This is a genomic window from Microbispora sp. H11081, assembly GCF_012999535.1.
Classification (GTDB): domain Bacteria; phylum Actinomycetota; class Actinomycetes; order Streptosporangiales; family Streptosporangiaceae; genus Microbispora.
Genome location: NZ_JABBWV010000008.1, coordinates 240,860 through 260,176, shown reverse-complemented (window position 1 = coordinate 260,176; position 19,317 = coordinate 240,860). Strand labels below are relative to the sequence as shown.

Sequence of the window (19,317 nt, the reverse complement as noted above, 5' to 3'; positions counted from 1 at the left end):
TCTTCCTCCCGGGTCAGGCGGGCACCATGTCCTGCCGCTCCCGCCGCTCCTCCCCGGGCGGCAAGGAACGCGAGTCCTCGTGGCGGGCCACGCCGTTCTGGGAGCCGTCGAGCAGGGCCAGGAGTTCGTCCATCGCCTCGCGCAGGTGGTCGATCACGCTCCAGACGTCCGGCACCCGGGTGGGGCAGGCGACGACGCCGAAGTCCAGCCGGTCCCCGTAGGACGCGCAGGTGACGCTGAGCCCGCCGGTGGCGTCGGTGACCACCGACAGCGGGTGGTAGGACAGCATGCGGGCGCCGCGGAGATACAACGGCACCCGGGGACCCGGCACGTTCGACACGATGAGGTTGACGCCGGCCCCCGCGACGCCCGCGAGGCGGAACACCACGGGCGTGGCCAGCGCCGCGAAGGCGTTCGGCACCATCGCGCACACGTCGTCCAGCCAGGTGCGGTGGGACACGGCGAAGCGCCGCTTGGCGGTCGCGAGCGCGGAGCGCACGGCAGTCAGCCGCTCCTCGGGGCAGGCGACGTCGGTGGCCAGCGGTGTGATCATCGCCGAGATGCGGTTGCCGACCCGCCCGCTCTCGCGGGACGACCCGTCCGCGCCCTGCGTACGGGACCGCAGGGCCACCGGCACGGCGGCCACGAGCGGCCGGTCGGGCAGCGCGTCGTGGGCGATCAGCCACCGCCGTAGCGCCGAGGCGCACAGCGTCATCACCACGTCGTTCGGGCCCATGCCGAAGGCCCTGGCCACCCTCCTGACCTCCGTCAGCGGCACGGAGCCGAAGGCGACCTCGCGTGCGCCGGAGATCGGGCCGTTGAACGGCGTGCGCGGCGCGGCCAGCGGCGGCGTCTCGGGCAGCGGGCGCGAGTCGCCCGCGAGCGCGCGGGCGGCCTGGGCCACGAGCCGGGCGTCGGGCAGCGCCGCGACCACGGGGATCGTGTCCAGGTCGGCGGCGGCGCGGGCGAGCGAGCAGAACGCCTCCACCGGCTGGACGATCGACCGGGTGACCGCCCCGGCGAGCATCGCGAGCAGGCTGGGAGGCCCAGAAGACGCGGGCTGCGCAGGGGCGGCGGGCGGGTCCACCCGGTGCCCATGCGGGGACGGGTCGAGCAGCGCGGCCAGGATCTCCGAACCGGACACGCCGTCGATCGCGCAGTGGTGCACCTTCATGTAGAGGGCGCAGCGGCCGCCCGCGAGGCCGTGGACGAGGTGCGCCTCCCACAGAGGCCGCGCCCGGTCGAGCCGCCGCGCGTGCACGCCCGCCACGTACGCCGCCAGTTCCCGCTCGCCGCCGGGCGCGGGAAGGATGGTCTCGTGCACGTGCGCGTCGAGGTCCACGTCCGGGTCGTCGAGCCAGTACGGCCGGTCGAGCCCGAAGGGCACGTCGGCCAGCCGCATCCGCAGCGGCGGCACCAGATGGAGCCGCTCGCGCAGCAGGGCGACCAGCGCCTCCCTCGTCAGGGCGCCGGACGGCGAGGTCGACGGGTCGAGCACGGTGACACCCGCCACATGGGCGGCGGTCGTCGCCGACTCGACGCTCAGGAACTGCGCGTCGAGTGCCGTCAACTGGCGCATCTCGTCATCCTCCCGCTCACGCCGCCCCCATCCGCCGCCGGTCGGCGGGCCCGTTTCTCCGCCCGGCTCCGGTCGGCTGTGCCGTCGCCCGGCGGTCGTTCCCGCGTTCGCGGCGAGCCGCGGCGCGCGGCGACCACCCGGCCACGCGCCGCGACCATCATCGCCGCGGACGGTTACCGGCGCATTTCTCCCACGTGCCGCCCGGGGATGTTCAGGCGCGACCGTGACCTGCCCGAGGGACTCCGCGCTCCGCCCGGCTCATGGCTCAAGGGGCGGCCGAGCGGTGTGGTCAGGCCCTGCCCAGGTGGGCCAGCAGGCGGTCGAGGGGCCAGGTGTTGACCACGTCGTCGGGGGTGAGCCAGGCCCGCTGCGCGATGCCGACGCCGAACCTCTGGTGGGCCAGGTGGGGGATCGCGTGGGAGTCGCTGTCGATCGAGAACTTCACGCCGTGGTGACGGGCGAGCCGCACCAGGTCGGAGGGCAGGTCGGCGCGGTCGGGGTAGGAGTCGATCTCCATGATCGTGCCGGTCCTGGCGGCGGCGCGGAACACCGTCTCCCAGTCCGCGTCCACCGGCGGCCGCTTGCCGATCTTCCGGGTCGTCGGGTGGCCGATGACGTGGACGTGCGGGTTCTCGCACGCCGCGATGAAGCGGCGGGTCATCTCCTCCCGCGACTGGGTGAAGTGCGAGTGCACCGACGCGACGCAGACGTCGAAGCCGGCGAGCACCTCGGCCGGCCAGTCGACCGAGCCGTCCGGGGCGATGTTCAGCTCGCTGCCGTGCAGCAACCGCATGGCCGGGTAGCTCTTCTGCAGCTCGGCGATGCGGGCGCGCTGGGCGAGCGCCTTGTCGAGGGTCATCCGCTGCATGACCAGGTCGGGTGCGTGGTCGGTCACCGCGTAGTAGGAGTAGCCGCGCATCGCGGCGGCGGCGACCATGTCCTCCAGCGAGGCGATCCCGTCGGTCAGGTCGGTGTGGGTGTGCAGGTCGCCCCGCAGGTCGTGCAGCTCGACCAGGCGCGGCAGCTCGTCGCGCAGCGCGGCCTCCACCTCGCCGCCGTCCTCGCGCAGCGTGGGAGGCACCCACTGCATGCCGAGCGCGTTGTAGATCTCCTCCTCGGTCTCCGAGGCGATGACGCGGTCGCCGTCGAACAGGCCGTACTCCGACAGCTTCCAGCCCTTCTTGACCGCCATCTCCCGGATGCGGACGTTGTGCTCCTTGCTGCCGGTGAAATAGATCATCGCCGCGCCCCACGACTCGGCGGGGACCAGCCGCAGGTCCACCTGGAGGCCGCGGTCGGTCCTGACCGAGGTCTTCCGCTCGCCCTTCGCGATGACCTCGGTGACATACGGCTGCCGCGCGAACAGCTCCATCAGGGCGGGGTCGCCCACGGCGAGCACGTCGATGTCGCCGATGGTCTCGCTCATCCGGCGCAGCGACCCGGCGAAGGCGATGCGGTCGGCGGGCAGCGACGCGATGACCCGGTCGGCCAGGTCGGCCGCGACGCCGAGGTGGACCCGGCCGCCCGAGCGCTCCATGTGCTCGATGCCCTTAAGCAGGTTCTCCTCTGTCTTGGCGCCGAAGCCGCGCAGGCCGTTCAGGCGGCCGGCCCGGATCGCCTCGGCGAGCGCGGCGGGGGAGTCGACGCCGAGTTCCTGGAACAGGAACAGCGCCTTCTTCGGGCCGAGCGACGGGATCCGGGTCAGCCTGCGGACCCCCTCGGGCACCCGGGCGCGCAGGTCGTCGAGCTGGCGGAAGCTCCCGCGCTCCAGGAACTCCTCGATCTTCTTGGCGATCGCCTCGCCCACGCCGGGGATCGACCGCAGGCTCTCCCCGGTGAGGTCCTCGGGGAAGCCCGCGATGGACTTGGCCGCCCTCTGGTAGCTGCGCACACGGAAGGCGTCCCCGCCGTTCAGCGCGAAGAGCTCGGCGTACTCCTGCAGCGCGGCCGCCGCCTCGTCATTGGCCCGTCCCATGCGTCTCAGGGTAGAAGAAGCGGCAGCGCGCGTTCGAACGAACGCATCCAGTACGCCCAGGTATGCGTGCCGTTTCCGTAGAAATCCGTCGTCACCTTCACTCCGGCCTTCTCGGCGGCCCTGGCGAAGTTCCGGTTCTGCCGCATGATCGCGGCCTCGGTGTGGTCGATCACCCCGTCGCCAGGGCCACCGGGGTCCAGCGGGCCCGGCTCGCCGTCGCCGCTGGACGCGTAGAGGCGCAGGCCCTTCAGCCGCCCGGCCAGGTCGGCGGGATTGTGCTCCGCCCAGGCGCTCGGCTCACCCCACAGGTCCTCGGTGTCCACGCCGTTGTCCGCCATGAACGACCGGTAGCCGCGGACGTCCTCGCGGGTGTCGAGCACCCCGGAGAACGACGCGGCGGCCTCGAACACCCCCGGGTGCCTGGCCGCGTAGGCGAACGCGCCGAGACCGCCCATGGAGAAACCGGCGACCGCGCGGCGCGTGCCGACGCCGTACCTCGGCTCGACCAGGCGGGGCACCTCGGTCATGTGGAACGTCTCCCAGCCGGGGCCGTCGCGCCAGTCGGCGTACCAGCCCATGGAACCGCCCTCGGGGACGACGACGACGGCGTCGAGGCGGGTGGTCAGCCGGGCCACCTCACCGGTCCTGAGCCAGTCCCAGGCGCCGCCCGCGCAGCAGCCGTGCAGCAGGTACAGCCCGCGCCAGCCGGTGGACCCCGGCTTCCAGCCGACGGGCTTCAGCACCCACACAGAGCGCGGCCCGCCCGTCGCCGGGGATTCGATCACCAGTTTGTCCGTCCGCTCGTCCACGGCCTCCTGGGAGACGATCGTGGCCGAGGAGCGGGCGGGGGGCGGCGGCGCGGACTCCGCGGTGCCCTGGCAGCCGGTCGCCAGGGCGACGAGCACGAGCCACGTCGGGATCTTCTTCACAAGAGCTGCATGTCACACCGGTCACCCGCCGTCAACCCTGGAAAAGGGCGCCGCGTAGGAGAACCGCCCACGAGGCGGGGGGACCGGTCGTCCGAAGACCCGGACCTGGAAGTACTTCCCCCACTGCGGCTCGGGGGCCGTCACGCCGTACGTCCGCGAGTGCTCGAAGCCGAAGCGCGAGTAGTACGCGGGGTCGCCGAGCAGCGCGACCAGCGGTTCGCCCAGCGCCTCGGCGGCCCCGAGCACGGCGTGCACGAGCGCGGAGCCCACACCCCGCCGCTGGTGGTCGGGATGCACGGCCAGCGTCCCGAGCCCGAGCACCGGCACGGCGTCCACGTGGGCCCTCGTGCAGACGACGTGGCCCGCGATCCCGCCGCCCGGCGCGGGCGCGACGAGCGACAGCTCCGGCAGCCAGCCGGGGTCGGCGCGCAACTCGTCGAGCAACCTCACCTCGACCGGCGGCCCGTCCGCGCCGCCGTGGCCGGGGACCGCCTGGGTGGGCGCGAACGCGGCGGCGACGACCGCGCGGACGGAATCGACGTCGCCGGGGGTCTCCCGTCGGATCAGCATCCCGCCAGCCTGCCTGCCGCGCCCGCCCGCGGGCAACGCGTTTTCCACCGGGCGTTCCGGTGGTGCCGGAGGCGGCGGGCGGTGGCACTACCCTGCCAGGGGTGAGCCTCGATGTGTCCGTGGTGGTCCGCCACCGCAAGGCCGTGACGTACGGCGTGAACGCGCTGCTCGGCGCGTTGGAGACCGCCAAGGCGGAGTGCGACCTGCGGCTCGGGACCACCCCGGAGGAGACCGCGGCGCACATCGCGGAGAGCCCGGCGGACCGGGTGCTGGTCCTGTGGTCGTTCTACTCGCCCGACGCCGAGGCGATGGCCGCCGAACTGGCCGCCGTGCGCGCCATCGCCGACGATCCCAGGGTCCTGCACATCGCCGGCGGGGTGCACGCCACCGCCGAGCCGCAGCAGGTCCTCGACGCCGGCTGGGATCTCGCCGCGATCGGCGAGGGCGAGCCGACGATCGTCGCGCTGGTCGAGGCGCTGCGCGCGGACCGGCCGCTCACCACCGTGCCCGGCCTGGCGGTGCGCGACGCCGACGGCGTCGCCCTGCGCACGCCGCCCGCCCCGCAACTGCCGCTCGACGCCTTCCCGTCCTTTCCCGACCGGCGCCGCCACTTCGGGCCGATCGAGATCACGCGCGGCTGCGCCTACACGTGCCGCTTCTGCCAGACGCCTTTCATGTTCGGCGGCAGGTTCCGGCACCGCGGCGTGGACAGCGTGCGCGAGCACGTCCGCAAGATGGCGGCCCACGGCCTGCGCGACGTCCGCTTCATCACCCCCACCTCCCTCTCGTACGGCACGCAGGGGACGGAGCCGGCGCTGGACGCCGTGGAGGAACTGCTTGCGGGGGTGAAGGAGGAGCTGCCGGCGAACGGGCGGGTGTTCTTCGGCAGCTTCCCCTCGGAGATCCGCCCCGAGCACGTGACGCCCGAGGCGATGCGGCTGCTCAAGCGATACGTGGCGAACGACAACATCATCATCGGAGCGCAGTCGGGCTCCGACCGCGTGCTGGCCGAGGCCGGGCGCGGCCACGGCAGCGGGCCGGTCCGCGACGCCGTGCGCATCGCCGTGGAGCACGGCTTCCGCCCGAACGTCGACTTCATCTTCGGGCTGCCGGGAGAGTCGCCGGAGGACCAGGACGCGTCGCTGCGGCTCGCCGCCGACCTGGCCGATCTCGGGGCGCGCATCCACACCCACACCTTCATGCCGCTGCCCGGCACGCCGTGGCGGGACGCCGAGCCCGCGTTCATCCCGCTGGACACGATGCGCGAGCTGGACCGGCTCGCCCAGCGCGGCGACGCGTACGGGCACTGGCGCAAGCAGGCCGAGCACGCTGCGCGGCTGGCCGAGACGGCCAAGGCGTACCCGCGCCGCGCCCGGCGCCGCCGCACCACCGACCGCTGACGTCCGCCGCCGGGTGGTGTCCGGCGGAGCCCGGCCCATGCCGCGCGTGGGCGGCATCCGCCGGACGCTTCCCGGCCGAGCCCCGGTAGGGCCCGGCGGGAGGCGTGGCTCAGAACTGCTGCGGCCGGGTCTGGTAGGGCTCCTCCAGGAAGGCGATCTCCTTGTCGGTGAGCTCCAGGTCCACCGCGGCGAGCGCGTCGTCCACGTGGCCGTCCTTGGTGGCGCCCACGATCGGGGCCACCACGGCGGGCCGGCTGAGCAGCCAGGCGAGGGCCACGGTCGCCGGGGCCACGCCGCGGTCGGCCGCCGTCCGCGCCACCCGGTCCAGGATGGCCGCGTCGCCCCCGCCGTACAGCTGCTCCTGCCGGGGGCCGTCGCCGACCTGCCGCGCGGTGTCGGCCTGCGTGCCCGCGCGGGCCAGCAGGCCGCGGGCGAGCGGGCTCCACGGGATGAGCCCCACGCCCTGGTCGGCGCACAGCGGGACCATCTCCCGCTCCTCCTCCCGGTGCAGCAGGTTGTAGTGGTTCTGCATCGAGACGAACCGGGTCCAGCCGCGCTTGTCCGCCGCGTGCTGGGCCTTCGCGAACTGCCAGGCCCACATGCTGGAGGCGCCGATGTAGCGGGCCTTGCCGGCCTTGACGATGTCGTGGAGCGCCTCCATGGTCTCCTCGACGGGTGTCGTCGGGTCCCACCGGTGGATCTGGTAGAGGTCGACGTGGTCGGTGCCGAGGCGGGTGAGGGAGGCGTCGATGGCCGACATGACGTGCTTGCGCGACAGGCCGTAGTCGTTGCGGCCCTCGCCCATCGGGAAGTAGACCTTGGTGGCGAGCACGTAGTCGTCGCGCCGGGGGAAGATCCTCCGCAGCAGCCGTCCGGTGACCTCCTCGCTGACGCCGCCCGAGTAGATGTCCGCGGTGTCGAAGAAGGTCACGCCGCCCTCGGCCGCCCGGCGCACGATGGGCTCGGCCTGCTCCTCGTTCAGGGCCCAGCCGCCCCCCTTGGCCGGCTCTCCGTAGCTCATCATGCCGAGGCAGATCCTGCTGACCTTGAGGCCGGTGGTGCCGAGTCGTCGATATTTCATGTCAGCACCTTATTTCGCCCATCATGTGGCGGGGGAGGGCCGTCGGCTGATCGTCCGGAGGCGTCCGCGGCGGCGAAGTGGCGGGCGAGAGCGAGTCGAACGGCGCCGCCGGCGGCGCGGGATTCGTGGCATCGCGCTTCGTGTGCTAATCTGATTTCAGTTGCAGTTGTGGTACCCATAAAACTTGTGTGCACCTGACGGTATGTAACCTCAGGTGCATTTTTGTTTTCCGGTCTTCTCCGGGTGTGGGCCTATCGCGGCGACGCGGAACCCGCCCGATGCGGGTTTCGGCTTGACACCTGACTAAGGAGATCTCCATGGCTTCTGGCACCGTGAAGTGGTTCAACGCAGAAAAGGGCTTCGGCTTCATCGAGCAGGACGGCGGCGGCGCCGACGTCTTCGCGCACTACTCCAACATCGTCTCCAACGGCGGCTACCGTGAGCTGCGCGAGGGCCAGAAGGTCGCCTTCGACGTCACGCAGGGCCAGAAGGGCCCGCAGGCGGAGAACATCGTCGCCGCCTGACGCCGGCGCGTCACGCGACCGGGGCCCGCGCCGTCAGGGTGTGGGCCCCGGTGTCGCTTCCGGCCGTCCACTACGCCGTGACGGCCTCACAGGGCAGGTTCGCTCTTTCGCGGCACACCGGACGGACCACTGAGGTCCGGGCCGGGCATCAGTCCGCTCCAGCCCGCTGATCGGCATCGCCGCAGCAGCTCATTTCGGCAAGTGCCGATTATTTCGACACACACGAGCCCGGATAGTTCCCTGACGGCTCGTATTTTCCGGTTCGTGCTCGCCATTCTTGTGCCGTTCATGGCGCCTGGATTCACCTGGCACGTGCCGCATCCAGGAAGGTTCTCCATGAACCACGCAACTCGCAAGCACGATCGCTATTCCTCCTCCTCCTCCCGCATGGGCGGCTCCGGCAGGGGCGACCGATTCGGCGGGCAGACGCTGAGCCGTTCCGGCGCACCCGGGCGTTCCGGCGGCGGGCACGGCCGGCGCCCCGCCGGGCTCCAGGGGGAGTTCGCGCTGCCGGTCAGCGTCACCCCGGCCCTGCCGGAGGCCGCGACGTTCGCCGAACTGGGCATGCCGCCCGCGCTGAACAAGACGCTCACCAGCCAGGGTGTGCACGAGCCGTTCCCGATCCAGGCGGCCACGCTGCCGAACTCCCTGGCGGGCCGGGACGTCCTCGGGCGGGGCCGCACCGGGTCGGGCAAGACCCTCGCCTTCGGCCTGGCCCTGCTCGCCCGCACCTTCGGACAGCGCGCGGAGTCGCGGCGGCCGCTGGCCCTGATCCTCGTCCCCACCCGGGAACTGGCCCAGCAGGTCACCGACGCGCTCACTCCGTACGCCCGGTCGCTGCGGCTGCGGATGGCCGCCGTCGTCGGCGGCATGTCGATCGGCCGGCAGGCCGGCGCCCTGCGTGAGGGCGCCGAGGTCGTCGTCGCGACCCCCGGACGGCTCAGGGACCTCATCGAGCGTGGCGACTGCCGCCTCGACCAGGTCGGCATCACCGTGCTGGACGAGGCCGACCAGATGGCCGACATGGGCTTCATGCCGCAGATCACCTACCTCCTCGACCAGGTGCGCCCCTCGGGCCAGCGGATGCTGTTCTCCGCCACGCTGGACCGCAACGTCGACCTGCTGGTGCGCCGCTACCTGACCGATCCCGTGGTCCACTCGGTCGACCCCTCGGCGGGCGCGGTGACCACGATGGAGCACCACGTGCTGCACATCCAGGGCGCCGACAAGCTGGCCACCACTGTGGAGATCGCCGCCCGCGACGGCAGGGTGATCATGTTCCTGGACACCAAGCACGCCGTGGACCGGCTCACCCAGAACCTGCTGGACAGCGGCGTGCGCGCCGCCGCGCTCCACGGGGGCAAGTCCCAGCCCCAGCGCACCCGCACCCTCGCCCAGTTCAAGACCGGTCACGTCACGGTGCTGGTGGCGACCAACGTCGCGGCGCGCGGCATCCACGTCGACAACCTCGACCTCGTCGTCAACGTCGACCCGCCCAGCGACCCCAAGGACTACCTGCACCGCGGCGGCCGCACCGCCCGCGCCGGCGAGTCCGGCAGCGTCGTCACCCTCGTCCTGCCCAACCAGCGCCGTGCGATGGCCCGGTTGATGGCCGACGCCGGGATCGTCCCGCAGACCAGCCAGGTCTGCTCCGGCGAGGCCGAACTCCAGCGCATCACGGGCGCCCAGGCCCCCTCGGGGATCCCCGTGACCATCAGCGCACCGGTCGCGAGCCGCAGGCCGGGACGGAGCACCAGGCGCTACAGATAGCGGTGGACGTGGGGTCACGTCCTGACCGGCCGGGCCCGACCGGGCCCGGCCGCGCTTCGTGACCGCCTCTAGAATCTTGTTCCATGGCGATGTACGTCCCGCTCGGCGAGGGCCGGTACCAGGCGACGGAGCACACCCAAGGGCCGTGGGATCCGGGACATCAGCACATGGGGCCGGTCACCGCGCTGCTGGTGCACGAGATCGCCCGCGTCCCCGGCCGCTTTCCCGGGCCTGCGGCGGCCCGGCTGGCGGTGGACGTGTTCGCGCCCGTGCCGGTGGCCGAGGTGGACGTGCGCACCGAGATGATCAGGGACGGCAGGCGGGTGCAGTGTCTCGGCGCCTCCGTCGTCTCCGGCGGGCGTGAGCTGGTCAGGGCGACCGTCTGGCGCATCAGGGAAGCCGGCAGCCCGGCCAGCGAGGCCGCGCCGCCGCCCGCGCCGGTCCCGCCGCCCGTCCCCGATGACGCCGGCTCCTGGATCGCCCGGGGCTTCGGGTACGGCAGGGCCACGGACTGGCGGTTCGTCAAGGGCTCAGCGGACGAGCCCGGGCCCGCCGTGGCGTGGGGCAGGGCCCGGGTGCCACTGGTCGAGGGCGAGGACATCACGCCGCTGGAACGGCTCGCGATGTTCGCCGACAGCGCCAGCGGCATCAGCGGCGTCCTGGACTTCGACGCCTATCTCTTCGCCAACGTGGACCTCACCATCTCGCTGTTCCGCGCCCCCGAAGGGGAGTGGATCTGCCTGGACGCCGCCACGACGATCGGGCCGCAGGGGCGCGGGCTCACCCGCACCACGCTGTTCGACCAGTCGGGCGAGGTCGGCACGGCCACCCAGACCCTCTTCGTCGGGCCACGCTGACCCGGGCGGGCGTCAGGCGGCCGTACAGGTCACGGGCGCCGGGGTCCCGTTGGCGCCGCCGGACCAGCTCGCGAGGAAACCGGCCGTCGTCGACGCGTTCGGCGCGAGCGTGCCGTTCCAGGACTCGTTGGTGACGGTGACCGTCGCACCCGACTGGGTGAAGAGCCCGCCCCACATCTGCGTGACGCGCTGGCCGTTGGGGAAGGTCAGGGTGACGGTCCACGACGACGTCGCCGCGGTTCCCGTGTTGCGCACCGTCAGCTCGCCCTGGAAGCCGCCCTGCCACTGGTTGACCACCTGGTACGACGCCGAGCACGCGCGCGGACCGGCCGACGGCGAGACGCCGGGCGAGGGGCGGGCGGAGGGAGAGACGCTGGGCGACGGCGAGGGACTCGGCGACGGTGACGGCGACGGGCTGGCCGACGGTGAAGGGCTCGGTGAAGGGCTCGGTGAAGGGCTCGGCGACGGCGAGGGGCCGCCCGCCGGCGGGACGCGGATGATCCGGTCGTCGTCGGCGGCCGGGGTCCCCCTGCCGTCGCGGTTGCTCGTCGCCACCCAGAGCCATCCGTCCGGGCCCACGGTCACGGCGCGCAGGCGTCCGTACGTGCCCTGGAACTCGCTCACCGGCGTGCCCGACCTGCTGCCCCCGCTGACCGGGACCGCCCACAGCCGCGTCCCGCGCAGCGCCGCGGCGAAGAGCGTGCCGTTGGCGTAGGCGAGGCCGCTGGGCGAGGCCTCCGAGGTGCTCCAGGTCTGGATGGGGTTGGTGTAGCGCGAGTCGCCGCACACGCCCTCGCAGACCGGCCAGCCGTAGTTGCGTCCCGGCTGGATGTGGTTGATCTCGTCCGTGGTGTTCTGGCCGAACTCGGTGGCGTACAGCCGGCCGCTCTCGTCCCAGGCGAGCCCCTGCACGTTGCGGTGGCCGTAGCTGTAGACCCGCGAGCCGGAGAACGGGTTGTCCGCCGGGACCGTGCCGTCGGGCCGCATCCGGAGGATCTTGCCGCCGGTGCTGTTCAGGTCCTGGGCGTTGGCGGTGGTCCCCGCGTCGCCGGTGCTGACGTACAGCATGCCGTCGGGGCCGAACGCGATGCGCCCGCCGTTGTGGAACTGGGCGCGGGGGATGCCCGTGAGGATCGCCTGCTGGGTCTGCGGGGAGCCGAGCCTGAACCGGACCACCCGGTTGTCGGAGGCGGAGGTGAAATAGGCGTAGACCCACTGGTCCTGGGCGTAGGAGGGGGAGACGGCGATGCCGAGCAGGCCGCCCTCGCCCCCCGGCGACACGTTCGGGACGGTGGCCACCCGCACGGGCGCGGATCCTGGTCGCACCTGCGCGATGGTCGCGGTGTCGCGTTCCGAGACGAGGGCGCTGCCGTCGGGGAGGAAGGCCATGCCCCAGGGCGCCCGGAGGCCCGTGGTGGCGGCCTGCGCCCGGGTGAAGTCGAATCCGCCGGTGGCCGCGCCCGCCGGAGCGGGCCCGGTCGCGACGAGCGCGGCGGAGGCGAGCACCGCGCCGAGTGCGGCCGCGAGTGCCGTGGCGAGAGGCTTGGACATCGAAGGCTCCAGGTCGATACGTGGTTTCCGGCTCAGGTCCGATCGAACACCTCCGCCGCGCCCGCGCCCCGGCCGACACGCGTACGGGGCCGGGGCGCGGGCGGGACGGGCGGGCGTCAGATGGCGGTGCAGGTGGCCGTCGGCGCCTGGACGGCGCCGCTGTTCCAGCCGATCGCGAACTGCCGCGTGATCGACGCGCCCGGCGGCAGCACTCCGTTGTAAGACAGGCTGGTGACGGTCACCGTGGTTCCCGGCGGGGCGTAGTTGCCGTCCCCCATGTGCACGTAGGTCAGACCGGCGGGGACCGTGAAGGTGACGATCCACGAGTTGATCGGCAGGACTCCCGTGTTCCGCACCGTCAGCTCGCCCCACGGGGCCGCCGCCCACGTCAGGTAGAGCCGGATCGTCGCCTCACACGTCCGGCTGGGCGCCGGGCTGGGCGAGGGCGACGCGGCGGGTGACGGCGAGGCGCACGGCGACGGGCTCGCCGACACCGACGGCCAGGGCGACGGCGAGGGTGACGCGCCGAGCGAGGGGGAGGGGCACGGCGAGGGGCTCGGCGACGGTGAAGGGCTTGGCGACGGCGAGGGACACGCCGACGGGCTGGGCGACGCCGACGGACTGGGGGAAGGGCTGGGCGACGGGCTTGGGGACGGTGAAGGGCTGGGGGAGGGCGAAGGGTTGGCGGAGGCGGAGGCGCTGGGGGACGCCGACGGGCTGGCAGAAGGCGACGGGCTGGCAGAAGGCGACGGGCTGGGAGAAGGCGACGGGCTCGGCGGCGGAGGGCTCGACGAGGGGGAGGGGCACGGCGACTGGCCGCCGGGCGACGAGGGTGACGGCGTTGGCGACGGGATGGGCGACGGCGAGGGCGACGAACTCCCCGGCGGCCACGTGCCGACCGGCGGGATCCGGAGGACCAGGTCGTCGCCGGGGCCGGCCGCCCCCCTGCCGTCGCGGTTGCTCGTCGTCACCCAGAGCCATCCGTCGGGCCCGACCGCCACGGTGCGCAGCCGGCCCGGCGAGCCCCGCAGTTCGGCCGCAGGATCGCCCGTCCTGACGCCTCCGCTGACCGGCACCGTCCACAGCCGCTTGCCGGCGAGGGCGGCGGCGAAGAGCGTGCCGTTGGCGTGGGCGAGGCCGCTGGGCGAGGCCTCGGCCGAGTTCCAGGTCACCAGGGGGTTCACGAGGTTGGGGTTGCCGCACACGCCCTCGCAGGAGGGCCAGCCGTAGTTGCGTCCCGGCAGGATGTGGTTGATCTCGTCGGTGGTGTTCTGGCCGAGTTCGGTGGCGTACAGCCGGTCGGCCTCGTCCCAGGCGAGCCCCTGGACGTTGCTGTGGCCGTAGCTGTAGACGGGCGAGCCGGAGTACGGGTTGGTCGCTGGGACCGCGCCGTCCCGGGTGACGCGCAGGATCTTGCCGCCGAGGCTCGATCCCTGGGCGTTCGCCGGGTATCCGGCGTCGCCTGTGGCCACGTACAGCAGGCCGTCCGGGCCGAACGCGATGCGCCCGCCGTTGCGCGACTGGCCCCGGGGGATGCCGGCGAGGATCACCTGCTGGCTCTGCGGGGCGCCGAGCCTGAACCGGACCACCCGGTTGTCCGATGCGCTGGTGTAGTACGCGTAGACCATCTGGTCCTGCGCGAACGTGGGGGAGAGCGCGAGGCCGAGCAGGCCGCCCTCGCCGCCCGGCTTCACGTTCGGGACCATGGCCACCTGTTCCGGCGAGGATCCGGGACGCACCCGCACGATGATCGCGGTGTCGCGTTCCGAGACGAGCGCGCTGCCGTCGGGGAGGAAGGCCATGCCCCAGGGCACCCGCAGGTTCGTCGCGACGATCTGCGCCCGCGTGAAGTCGAACCCGCCCGTCCCCGCGTCCGCCGGGGCCGGCCTGGTCACGACGAGCGCCGCCGCGGCGACCACGGCGCAGACGACGACGGAGAATGCCGCGGACAGTCGCTTGGGCATCACATGCTCCCGGGGCGGGACGGGGGCTTCCGGCTCAAGGTCATCGAAAGCGCCCGCCGTGCCCGGGGCAACCGCCCGGTGGGCGCCTGTTCTCCGACCTGCGCGTACGCCCGCCGTCCGGGTCCCGCCCGGGAAACTTTCACGCGGCCCGCGGCAGGCCGGCGCGATCGCGGGCGTCCCGATGATCGGCGGTCTTGCGGCCCGCGAACGCGGCGAGTAGGTTCCGGGTACGCCGTCGAGCCGGAGGGAGGTCAGAACAATGTCCGATGTTCTGCGCCCCGTCCGCGTTCCGGCGTCCGCGCGGATCTGATCCGGGGCGTCCGCCTTCCCGGAGGATCAACCAATGACCGACGTGGTCATCCGCCCGCTGGTCGCGGGCGAGGAGAGCCTGTTCGACTCCATGCCCGATCCGCTGCCCCAGTTGCGCCAGGTCGGCTATGCCGAGGGCATCGCCGGCGGCGGCTACCGGCCCGAGAACACCTGGGTCGCCCTGCGTGCCGGGCGTGTCGTCGGCCGGGCGGCCTGGCTCCTGCCGCCGGGCGCCGCCGGCGCTCCCTGGCTGGAGCGTTTCGACCTGGACGCCGAGCCGGAGGTGGGCGCCGCGCTGCTGCGCGCCGCGCACCAGGCGCTCGGCGGGCCGGGGGCGTACTACGCCGCCCTGCCGCCGCACTGGCGCGACAGGCCGGAGGTCCTCGCCGTGGTGGAGGCGCCGATGGCCGCGGCCCGCCTCGCCGGCCTGGCCGAGCGTGGTGAGCGGCTCAGATACTCGTGGACGGGCACGCCGCCCCCGGCGCCCTCCGGGCGGTACACCTTCCGCCCGGCCGGCGGCGCGGCGGAGATCCGCGCCCTGGTTGCGCGGATCGCGGAGCCGGACCTGCTGACGGGCGCCGAGATCGCGCGGGCGGTCGCCGGCGTCGACACGGCCACGGATCCGCTGGCCTGGTGGACGGGGCCGCTCTGCCGATGGCGGGTGGCGCTGGACGCGGGAGAGCCGATCGGCCTGGCCGGAACGGCGGGGGACGCGTGCTATCCCTCGTCGTCTATCTCGGCGTGCTCGACGGGGCGGCCCGGGGTGAACTCCTGGCCGAGGCGGTCCGGGCGCTGCTCGGCGGCGGTGCCATGGAGGTGATCGCCGACGTGGACGCGCATCGGGCGGAGGCGACGGCCGATCTCGAACGGAGCGGGTTCCGGCAGGTGCGGGCCAGGGTGCTGTTCGAACCCGCCGCCGTCCCCCGGTAGGCAACCGGCTCCGAGGTCCCTGGGGATGCGCGGGGCGCCGCCAACTCCTCGGCAAGCCGCCCACAAGTCGCGATGCGTAGAAACAGCGGCATGAACGACTACGACATCCGGCGTCCGGTGTCCGGCGACGCGGCGGCGATCCACGACCTGGTCGCCGAGCACGACATCCAGGTGACGGGCAAGCCCGACTGGACGCTCGACGACATCGCCGACACCCTCGGTGAGCTGGACCTGGAGCGCGACAGCTGGGTGATCGGCTCGGGCGGGCGGCTCCTCGGCTGGGGCTACGCCAGGCGCAAGGGCGGAAGCGACAACGTGGACATCGACGTGCAGGCCAGGGAGCCGGGCGCGGCGGCGCTGCTGTGGGACCTGGTGCTCGGCCGCGCAGGCCACCTCGCCCGCGAGGCCGGGCACGACCACGCCGTGGTGGACGTCAGCGTCTACGAGCAGGACACGGTCATGCGCGAGGCCGCCAAGGAGCGCGGCTTCGCGCCCGCGACGAGCTTCCACCGCATGCGGGCCGACCACTCCGGCGTACGACCCCTCTCCCTGCCCGGGGTGACGGTCGAGGCGGGCTCGCCCGGCGGCGGGGAGGTGCTGCGCGCGGCGCACGCCGTCCAGCAGGAGGCGTTCGCCGAGCACTTCGGGTTCGTGCCTGCGACGTTCGAGGAGTGGGCCGGGGAGATGGAGGCGTCAAGCGCGAACGACTGGACGCAACTTCTGCTGGCCCGCGTGCACGGCGAGCCCGCGGCCATGCTGCTCGGGACGAACCACTTCGTGCCCGACGAGAACTGCGGCTATGTCCGTACGCTCGCGACGCGCCCGGCCTTCCGCGGGCGCGGTCTCGGCCGGCTGCTGCTCACGTGGGCCTTCGAGGCCGACGAGCGGCGCGGCCGGGCGGGCACGATCCTGCACGTGGACGGCAACAACACGACCCCCGCGCTCGGCCTCTACCGGTCGGTGGGCATGCGCTCCGTGCTCGTGATCGACGTCTGGCGGGCCCTCCTGCGTCCCGGATCTTGAGACCGCGTTGCTCACAACCCGGATGCCTCTACTGTGATATGGAGGAAACAGAAATAAGGAGAGTTGATGCTGCACGAGAGGCTCGAGGCGGTGTACGACAACGTCCTGCGCCGCAATCCGGGCGAGACGGAGTTCCACCAGGCCGTACGCGAGGTGCTTGAGAGCATCGGCCCGGTCCTCGGCAAGCACCCCGAGTACGCCGAGCAGAAGATCATTGAGCGGATCTTCGAGCCGGAGCGGCAGATCATCTTCCGGGTGCCCTGGGACGACGACCAGGGTGAGGTGCACATCAACCGAGGCTTCCGGGTCGAGTTCAACAGTGCCCTCGGGCCGTACAAGGGCGGGCTGCGCTTCCACCCCTCGGTCTACCTCGGGATCATCAAGTTCCTGGCCGTGGAGCAGATCTTCAAGAACAGCCTGACCGGCCTGCCGATAGGCGCGGGCAAGGGAGGCGCGGACTTCGACCCGAAGGGCCGCTCCGACCGGGAGATCATGCGCTTCTGCCAGAGCTTCATGACCGAGCTGTACCGGCATATCGGTGAGTACACCGACGTGCCCGCCGGGGACATCGGCGTCGGTCAGCGGGAGATCGGCTACCTGTTCGGCCAGTACAAGCGCATCACCAACCGGTACGAGTCCGGAGTGATCACCGGCAAGGGGCTGTCCTACGGCGGCGCCCAGGTCCGCACCGAGGCCACCGGCTACGGCTGCGCGTTCTTCGTGGAGGAGATGCTCAAGGCGCGGGGCACCTCGTTCGACGGCAAGCGGACGATCGTCTCGGGCTCCGGAAACGTCGCCATCTACGCCATCGAGAAGGTGACCGAGCTGGGCGGCGTCGTCGTGGCCTGCTCGGACTCCTCCGGCTACGTGGTGGACGAGAAGGGCATCGACCTCGGTCTCCTCAAGCAGATCAAGGAGGTCGAGCGCCGCCGCCTCAGCGTCTACGCCGAGCGGCGGGGCGGCGGGGCGGCGTTCGTGTCCGGGCGCAGCCTGTGGGAGGTGCCCTGCGAGGTGGCGCTGCCGTCGGCCACCCAGAACGAGATCACCGGCAAGGACGCCGAGGTGCTGGTGCGGGGCGGCTGCGTCGCGATCGGCGAGGGGGCCAACATGCCCACCATGCCCGAGGGCATCCGGGTGTTCCGGGAGGCCGGCGTCGCCTTCGGCCCCGGCAAGGCCGCCAACGCGGGCGGCGTGGCCACCAGCGCGCTGGAGATGCAGCAGAACGCCAGCCGCGACTCGTGGACGCTCGAGTTCTCCGAGCGGCGGCTCCAGGAGATCATGAGCGACATCCACGCCCGATGCCTGGAGACCGCCGACACGTACGGCATGCCGGGCGACTACGTGGCGGGCGCCAACATCGACGGCTTCCGGCGGGTGGCGGACGCCATGCTCGCCCTCGGACTCATCTGAGCGCCCGCCCGGGTGCTCGGGCGGGCGCTCGGGCGGGTGCTCATCCCTGGTCCCGGCGGGTGCGCAGGAGAGGCAGCGCGCACCCGCCGGCGGCCAGCGAGACCACGGCCAGCGAGACCGACGTCACCACGGCGGCGTGCGCGGATGGGGTGAGGCTGAGGAACAGCGTGCCGAAGACGGCCACGCCGACCACCTGGCCGAGCTGGAGCATCATCGCCAGCAGGCCGCTGGCGTCGGACACGTCGGCGGGCGCGACCCGGGCCAGCGCCACCGCCATGAGCGGGCTGTACATGGCCGCCATCCCGGCTCCGATGGCCGCGAAGCTGATCTCCAGCAGCGGCTCGCCGTGGCCGCCGCCGGCCAGCGCCGCCGCCAGGGCCAGCTCGCCCGCGGCGGTGACGACGGCGGCGGCGACGATCACCGGCCGGTGCAGGCGGGCCGGCAGCCGCTTCCAGTTGAGGCTGGTGAGCCCGAAGGCGGCGGCCGCGGGGATGAACAGGCAGCCCGCCCGCAGGGCGCTGTCGCCGAGGCCGCCCTGCAGGTGGAGGGCCATGACGAACAGCCAGCCGCCGTACGCCGCCATCACGAGGAAGATGCCGGACGCGGCGGCGGACACACCGGGCGCGCGCAGCAGCCGGCCGGGGACGAGCGGATGCGCCGTACGCCGCTCCACGAGCAGGAACGCGCAGAACGCGAGGACCGCGAGTCCCATGGAGATCCACCCCCACAGCGGCCAGTTCTGCTCGTGCCCGAGCACGAGCGGCACGACCAGCAGGCAGACCGCGAGCGACAGGGTGACCAGGCCGGGCACGTCGAGACCCTGCTCACGCCGCACGTGCTCGGCGGGCAGCCTCCGCGCTCCGACGGCCAGCAGGGCGAGCCCGATCGGCACGTTGACCAGGAAGACCGGCCGCCAGGCCGTGCCGAACAGGTCGGCGGTCACCAGCAGCCCGCCGAGCACCTGCCCGACGACCGCGCCGGCCGAGATGACCGTGGCGTAGACGCCGAGCGCCCGCCCCCGCGAGGCGCCGTCGAAGGTGACCTGGATCAGGCTGAGCACCTGCGGCACCATCAGGGCGGCTCCCGCGCCCTGCACGAGCCGGAAGGCGATCAGCACGCCGGTCGACGGGGCGAGCCCGCACATGAGCGACGCGGCCGTGAACACCGCGAGCCCGGTGAGGAACAGCCGCCGGTAGCCGAGCAGCCCCCCGAGGCGCGCCCCGGTGATCAGCAGCATGGCGTACGCGACGGTGTAGCCGGAGATGACGAGTTGCAGCCCGGAGCCGGTGGCCCCGAGATCGGCGCGCATCGTGGGCGCGGCGACGTTGACGATGGTGGAGTCGAGGATGGCCATGAACTGCCCCGCCAGGATGACGGTGAGCAGCAGAGCGGAGGACGGGGTCCGCCGCGCGGCCGGCGCGCGGGTGGTGACAGTGGTCATGCAG

General features: G+C 73.0%; 15 protein-coding genes. 7 read left to right on the top strand and 8 right to left on the bottom strand.

Annotated features, from left to right (window positions below; genetic code table 11):
- Positions 1 to 13: 13 nt before the first annotated feature.
- The 4 genes from HHX31_RS21790 to HHX31_RS21775 all read right to left on the bottom strand — a co-directional run bounded on the left by HHX31_RS21790 (position 14) and on the right by HHX31_RS21775 (position 5,053).
- Positions 14 to 1,579 (bottom strand): wax ester/triacylglycerol synthase family O-acyltransferase, encoded by a 1,566-nt coding sequence (locus HHX31_RS21790; protein WP_169950163.1) that lies wholly within the window; start codon positions 1,577 to 1,579, stop codon positions 14 to 16.
- Positions 1,580 to 1,868: 289 nt separating this feature from the next.
- Complete coding sequence (gene polX, locus HHX31_RS21785) at positions 1,869 to 3,554, bottom strand: DNA polymerase/3'-5' exonuclease PolX (protein WP_169950162.1); 1,686 nt, start codon at positions 3,552 to 3,554, stop codon at positions 1,869 to 1,871.
- A 5-nt stretch (positions 3,555 to 3,559) separates the two neighbouring features.
- Positions 3,560 to 4,483, bottom strand: coding sequence for an alpha/beta hydrolase family protein (locus tag HHX31_RS21780; RefSeq protein ID WP_169950161.1), 924 nt, complete (start codon positions 4,481 to 4,483; stop codon positions 3,560 to 3,562).
- Positions 4,484 to 4,504: 21 nt separating this feature from the next.
- Positions 4,505 to 5,053 (bottom strand): GNAT family N-acetyltransferase, encoded by a 549-nt coding sequence (locus HHX31_RS21775; RefSeq protein WP_169950160.1) that lies wholly within the window; start codon positions 5,051 to 5,053, stop codon positions 4,505 to 4,507.
- A gap of 101 nt (positions 5,054 to 5,154) precedes the next feature.
- On the opposite strand from HHX31_RS21775, the gene HHX31_RS21770 reads away from it, so the two are divergent.
- Positions 5,155 to 6,453, top strand: a complete 1,299-nt coding sequence (locus HHX31_RS21770) for a TIGR04013 family B12-binding domain/radical SAM domain-containing protein (protein ID WP_311932152.1) — start codon at positions 5,155 to 5,157, stop codon at positions 6,451 to 6,453.
- Positions 6,454 to 6,562: 109 nt separating this feature from the next.
- Here the strand turns inward: HHX31_RS21770 and HHX31_RS21765 are convergent, their stop codons facing one another.
- A complete protein-coding gene (locus HHX31_RS21765) occupies positions 6,563 to 7,534 on the bottom strand; it encodes an aldo/keto reductase (protein ID WP_169950159.1) in 972 nt (323 codons plus the stop codon).
- Positions 7,535 to 7,851: 317 nt separating this feature from the next.
- On the opposite strand from HHX31_RS21765, the gene HHX31_RS21760 reads away from it, so the two are divergent.
- From HHX31_RS21760 to HHX31_RS21750, 3 genes are all read left to right on the top strand, one after another.
- Positions 7,852 to 8,058: a cold-shock protein gene (locus HHX31_RS21760; RefSeq protein ID WP_169950158.1), complete on the top strand. Its 207-nt coding sequence runs from the start codon at positions 7,852 to 7,854 to the stop codon at positions 8,056 to 8,058.
- 387 nt (positions 8,059 to 8,445) lie between these two features.
- Positions 8,446 to 9,828, top strand: coding sequence for a DEAD/DEAH box helicase (locus tag HHX31_RS21755; protein WP_396711435.1), 1,383 nt, complete (start codon positions 8,446 to 8,448; stop codon positions 9,826 to 9,828).
- 83 nt (positions 9,829 to 9,911) lie between these two features.
- Complete coding sequence (locus HHX31_RS21750; protein WP_169950156.1) at positions 9,912 to 10,685, top strand: thioesterase family protein; 774 nt, start codon at positions 9,912 to 9,914, stop codon at positions 10,683 to 10,685.
- 12 nt (positions 10,686 to 10,697) lie between these two features.
- On the opposite strand, the gene HHX31_RS21745 is transcribed toward HHX31_RS21750, so the two are convergent.
- Both HHX31_RS21745 and HHX31_RS21740 read right to left on the bottom strand, forming a co-directional pair.
- A complete protein-coding gene (locus HHX31_RS21745; RefSeq protein WP_169950155.1) occupies positions 10,698 to 12,236 on the bottom strand; it encodes a PQQ-dependent sugar dehydrogenase in 1,539 nt (512 codons plus the stop codon).
- Between the two features lie 116 nt (positions 12,237 to 12,352).
- A complete protein-coding gene (locus tag HHX31_RS21740; protein WP_169950154.1) occupies positions 12,353 to 14,200 on the bottom strand; it encodes a PQQ-dependent sugar dehydrogenase in 1,848 nt (615 codons plus the stop codon).
- Between the two features lie 343 nt (positions 14,201 to 14,543).
- Here HHX31_RS21740 and HHX31_RS21735 point away from each other — a divergent pair, with 343 nt between their 5' ends.
- The 3 genes from HHX31_RS21735 to gdhA all read left to right on the top strand — a co-directional run bounded on the left by HHX31_RS21735 (position 14,544) and on the right by gdhA (position 17,872).
- Positions 14,544 to 15,329, top strand: a complete 786-nt coding sequence (locus tag HHX31_RS21735; protein WP_211590123.1) for a hypothetical protein — start codon at positions 14,544 to 14,546, stop codon at positions 15,327 to 15,329.
- Between the two features lie 200 nt (positions 15,330 to 15,529).
- Positions 15,530 to 16,462 carry a GNAT family N-acetyltransferase gene (locus HHX31_RS21730; protein WP_169950153.1) on the top strand — a complete coding sequence of 311 codons (933 nt, stop codon included), beginning with the start codon at positions 15,530 to 15,532 and terminating at the stop codon, positions 16,460 to 16,462.
- 66 nt (positions 16,463 to 16,528) lie between these two features.
- On the top strand, positions 16,529 to 17,872 hold the full coding sequence (gene gdhA, locus HHX31_RS21725) for an NADP-specific glutamate dehydrogenase (protein ID WP_169950152.1): 1,344 nt from the start codon (positions 16,529 to 16,531) through the stop codon (positions 17,870 to 17,872).
- Between the two features lie 40 nt (positions 17,873 to 17,912).
- Here gdhA and HHX31_RS21720 read toward each other — a convergent pair whose 3' ends face one another.
- Positions 17,913 to 19,313 carry an MFS transporter gene (locus HHX31_RS21720; RefSeq protein ID WP_169950151.1) on the bottom strand — a complete coding sequence of 467 codons (1,401 nt, stop codon included), beginning with the start codon at positions 19,311 to 19,313 and terminating at the stop codon, positions 17,913 to 17,915.
- Positions 19,314 to 19,317: the final 4 nt, after the last annotated feature.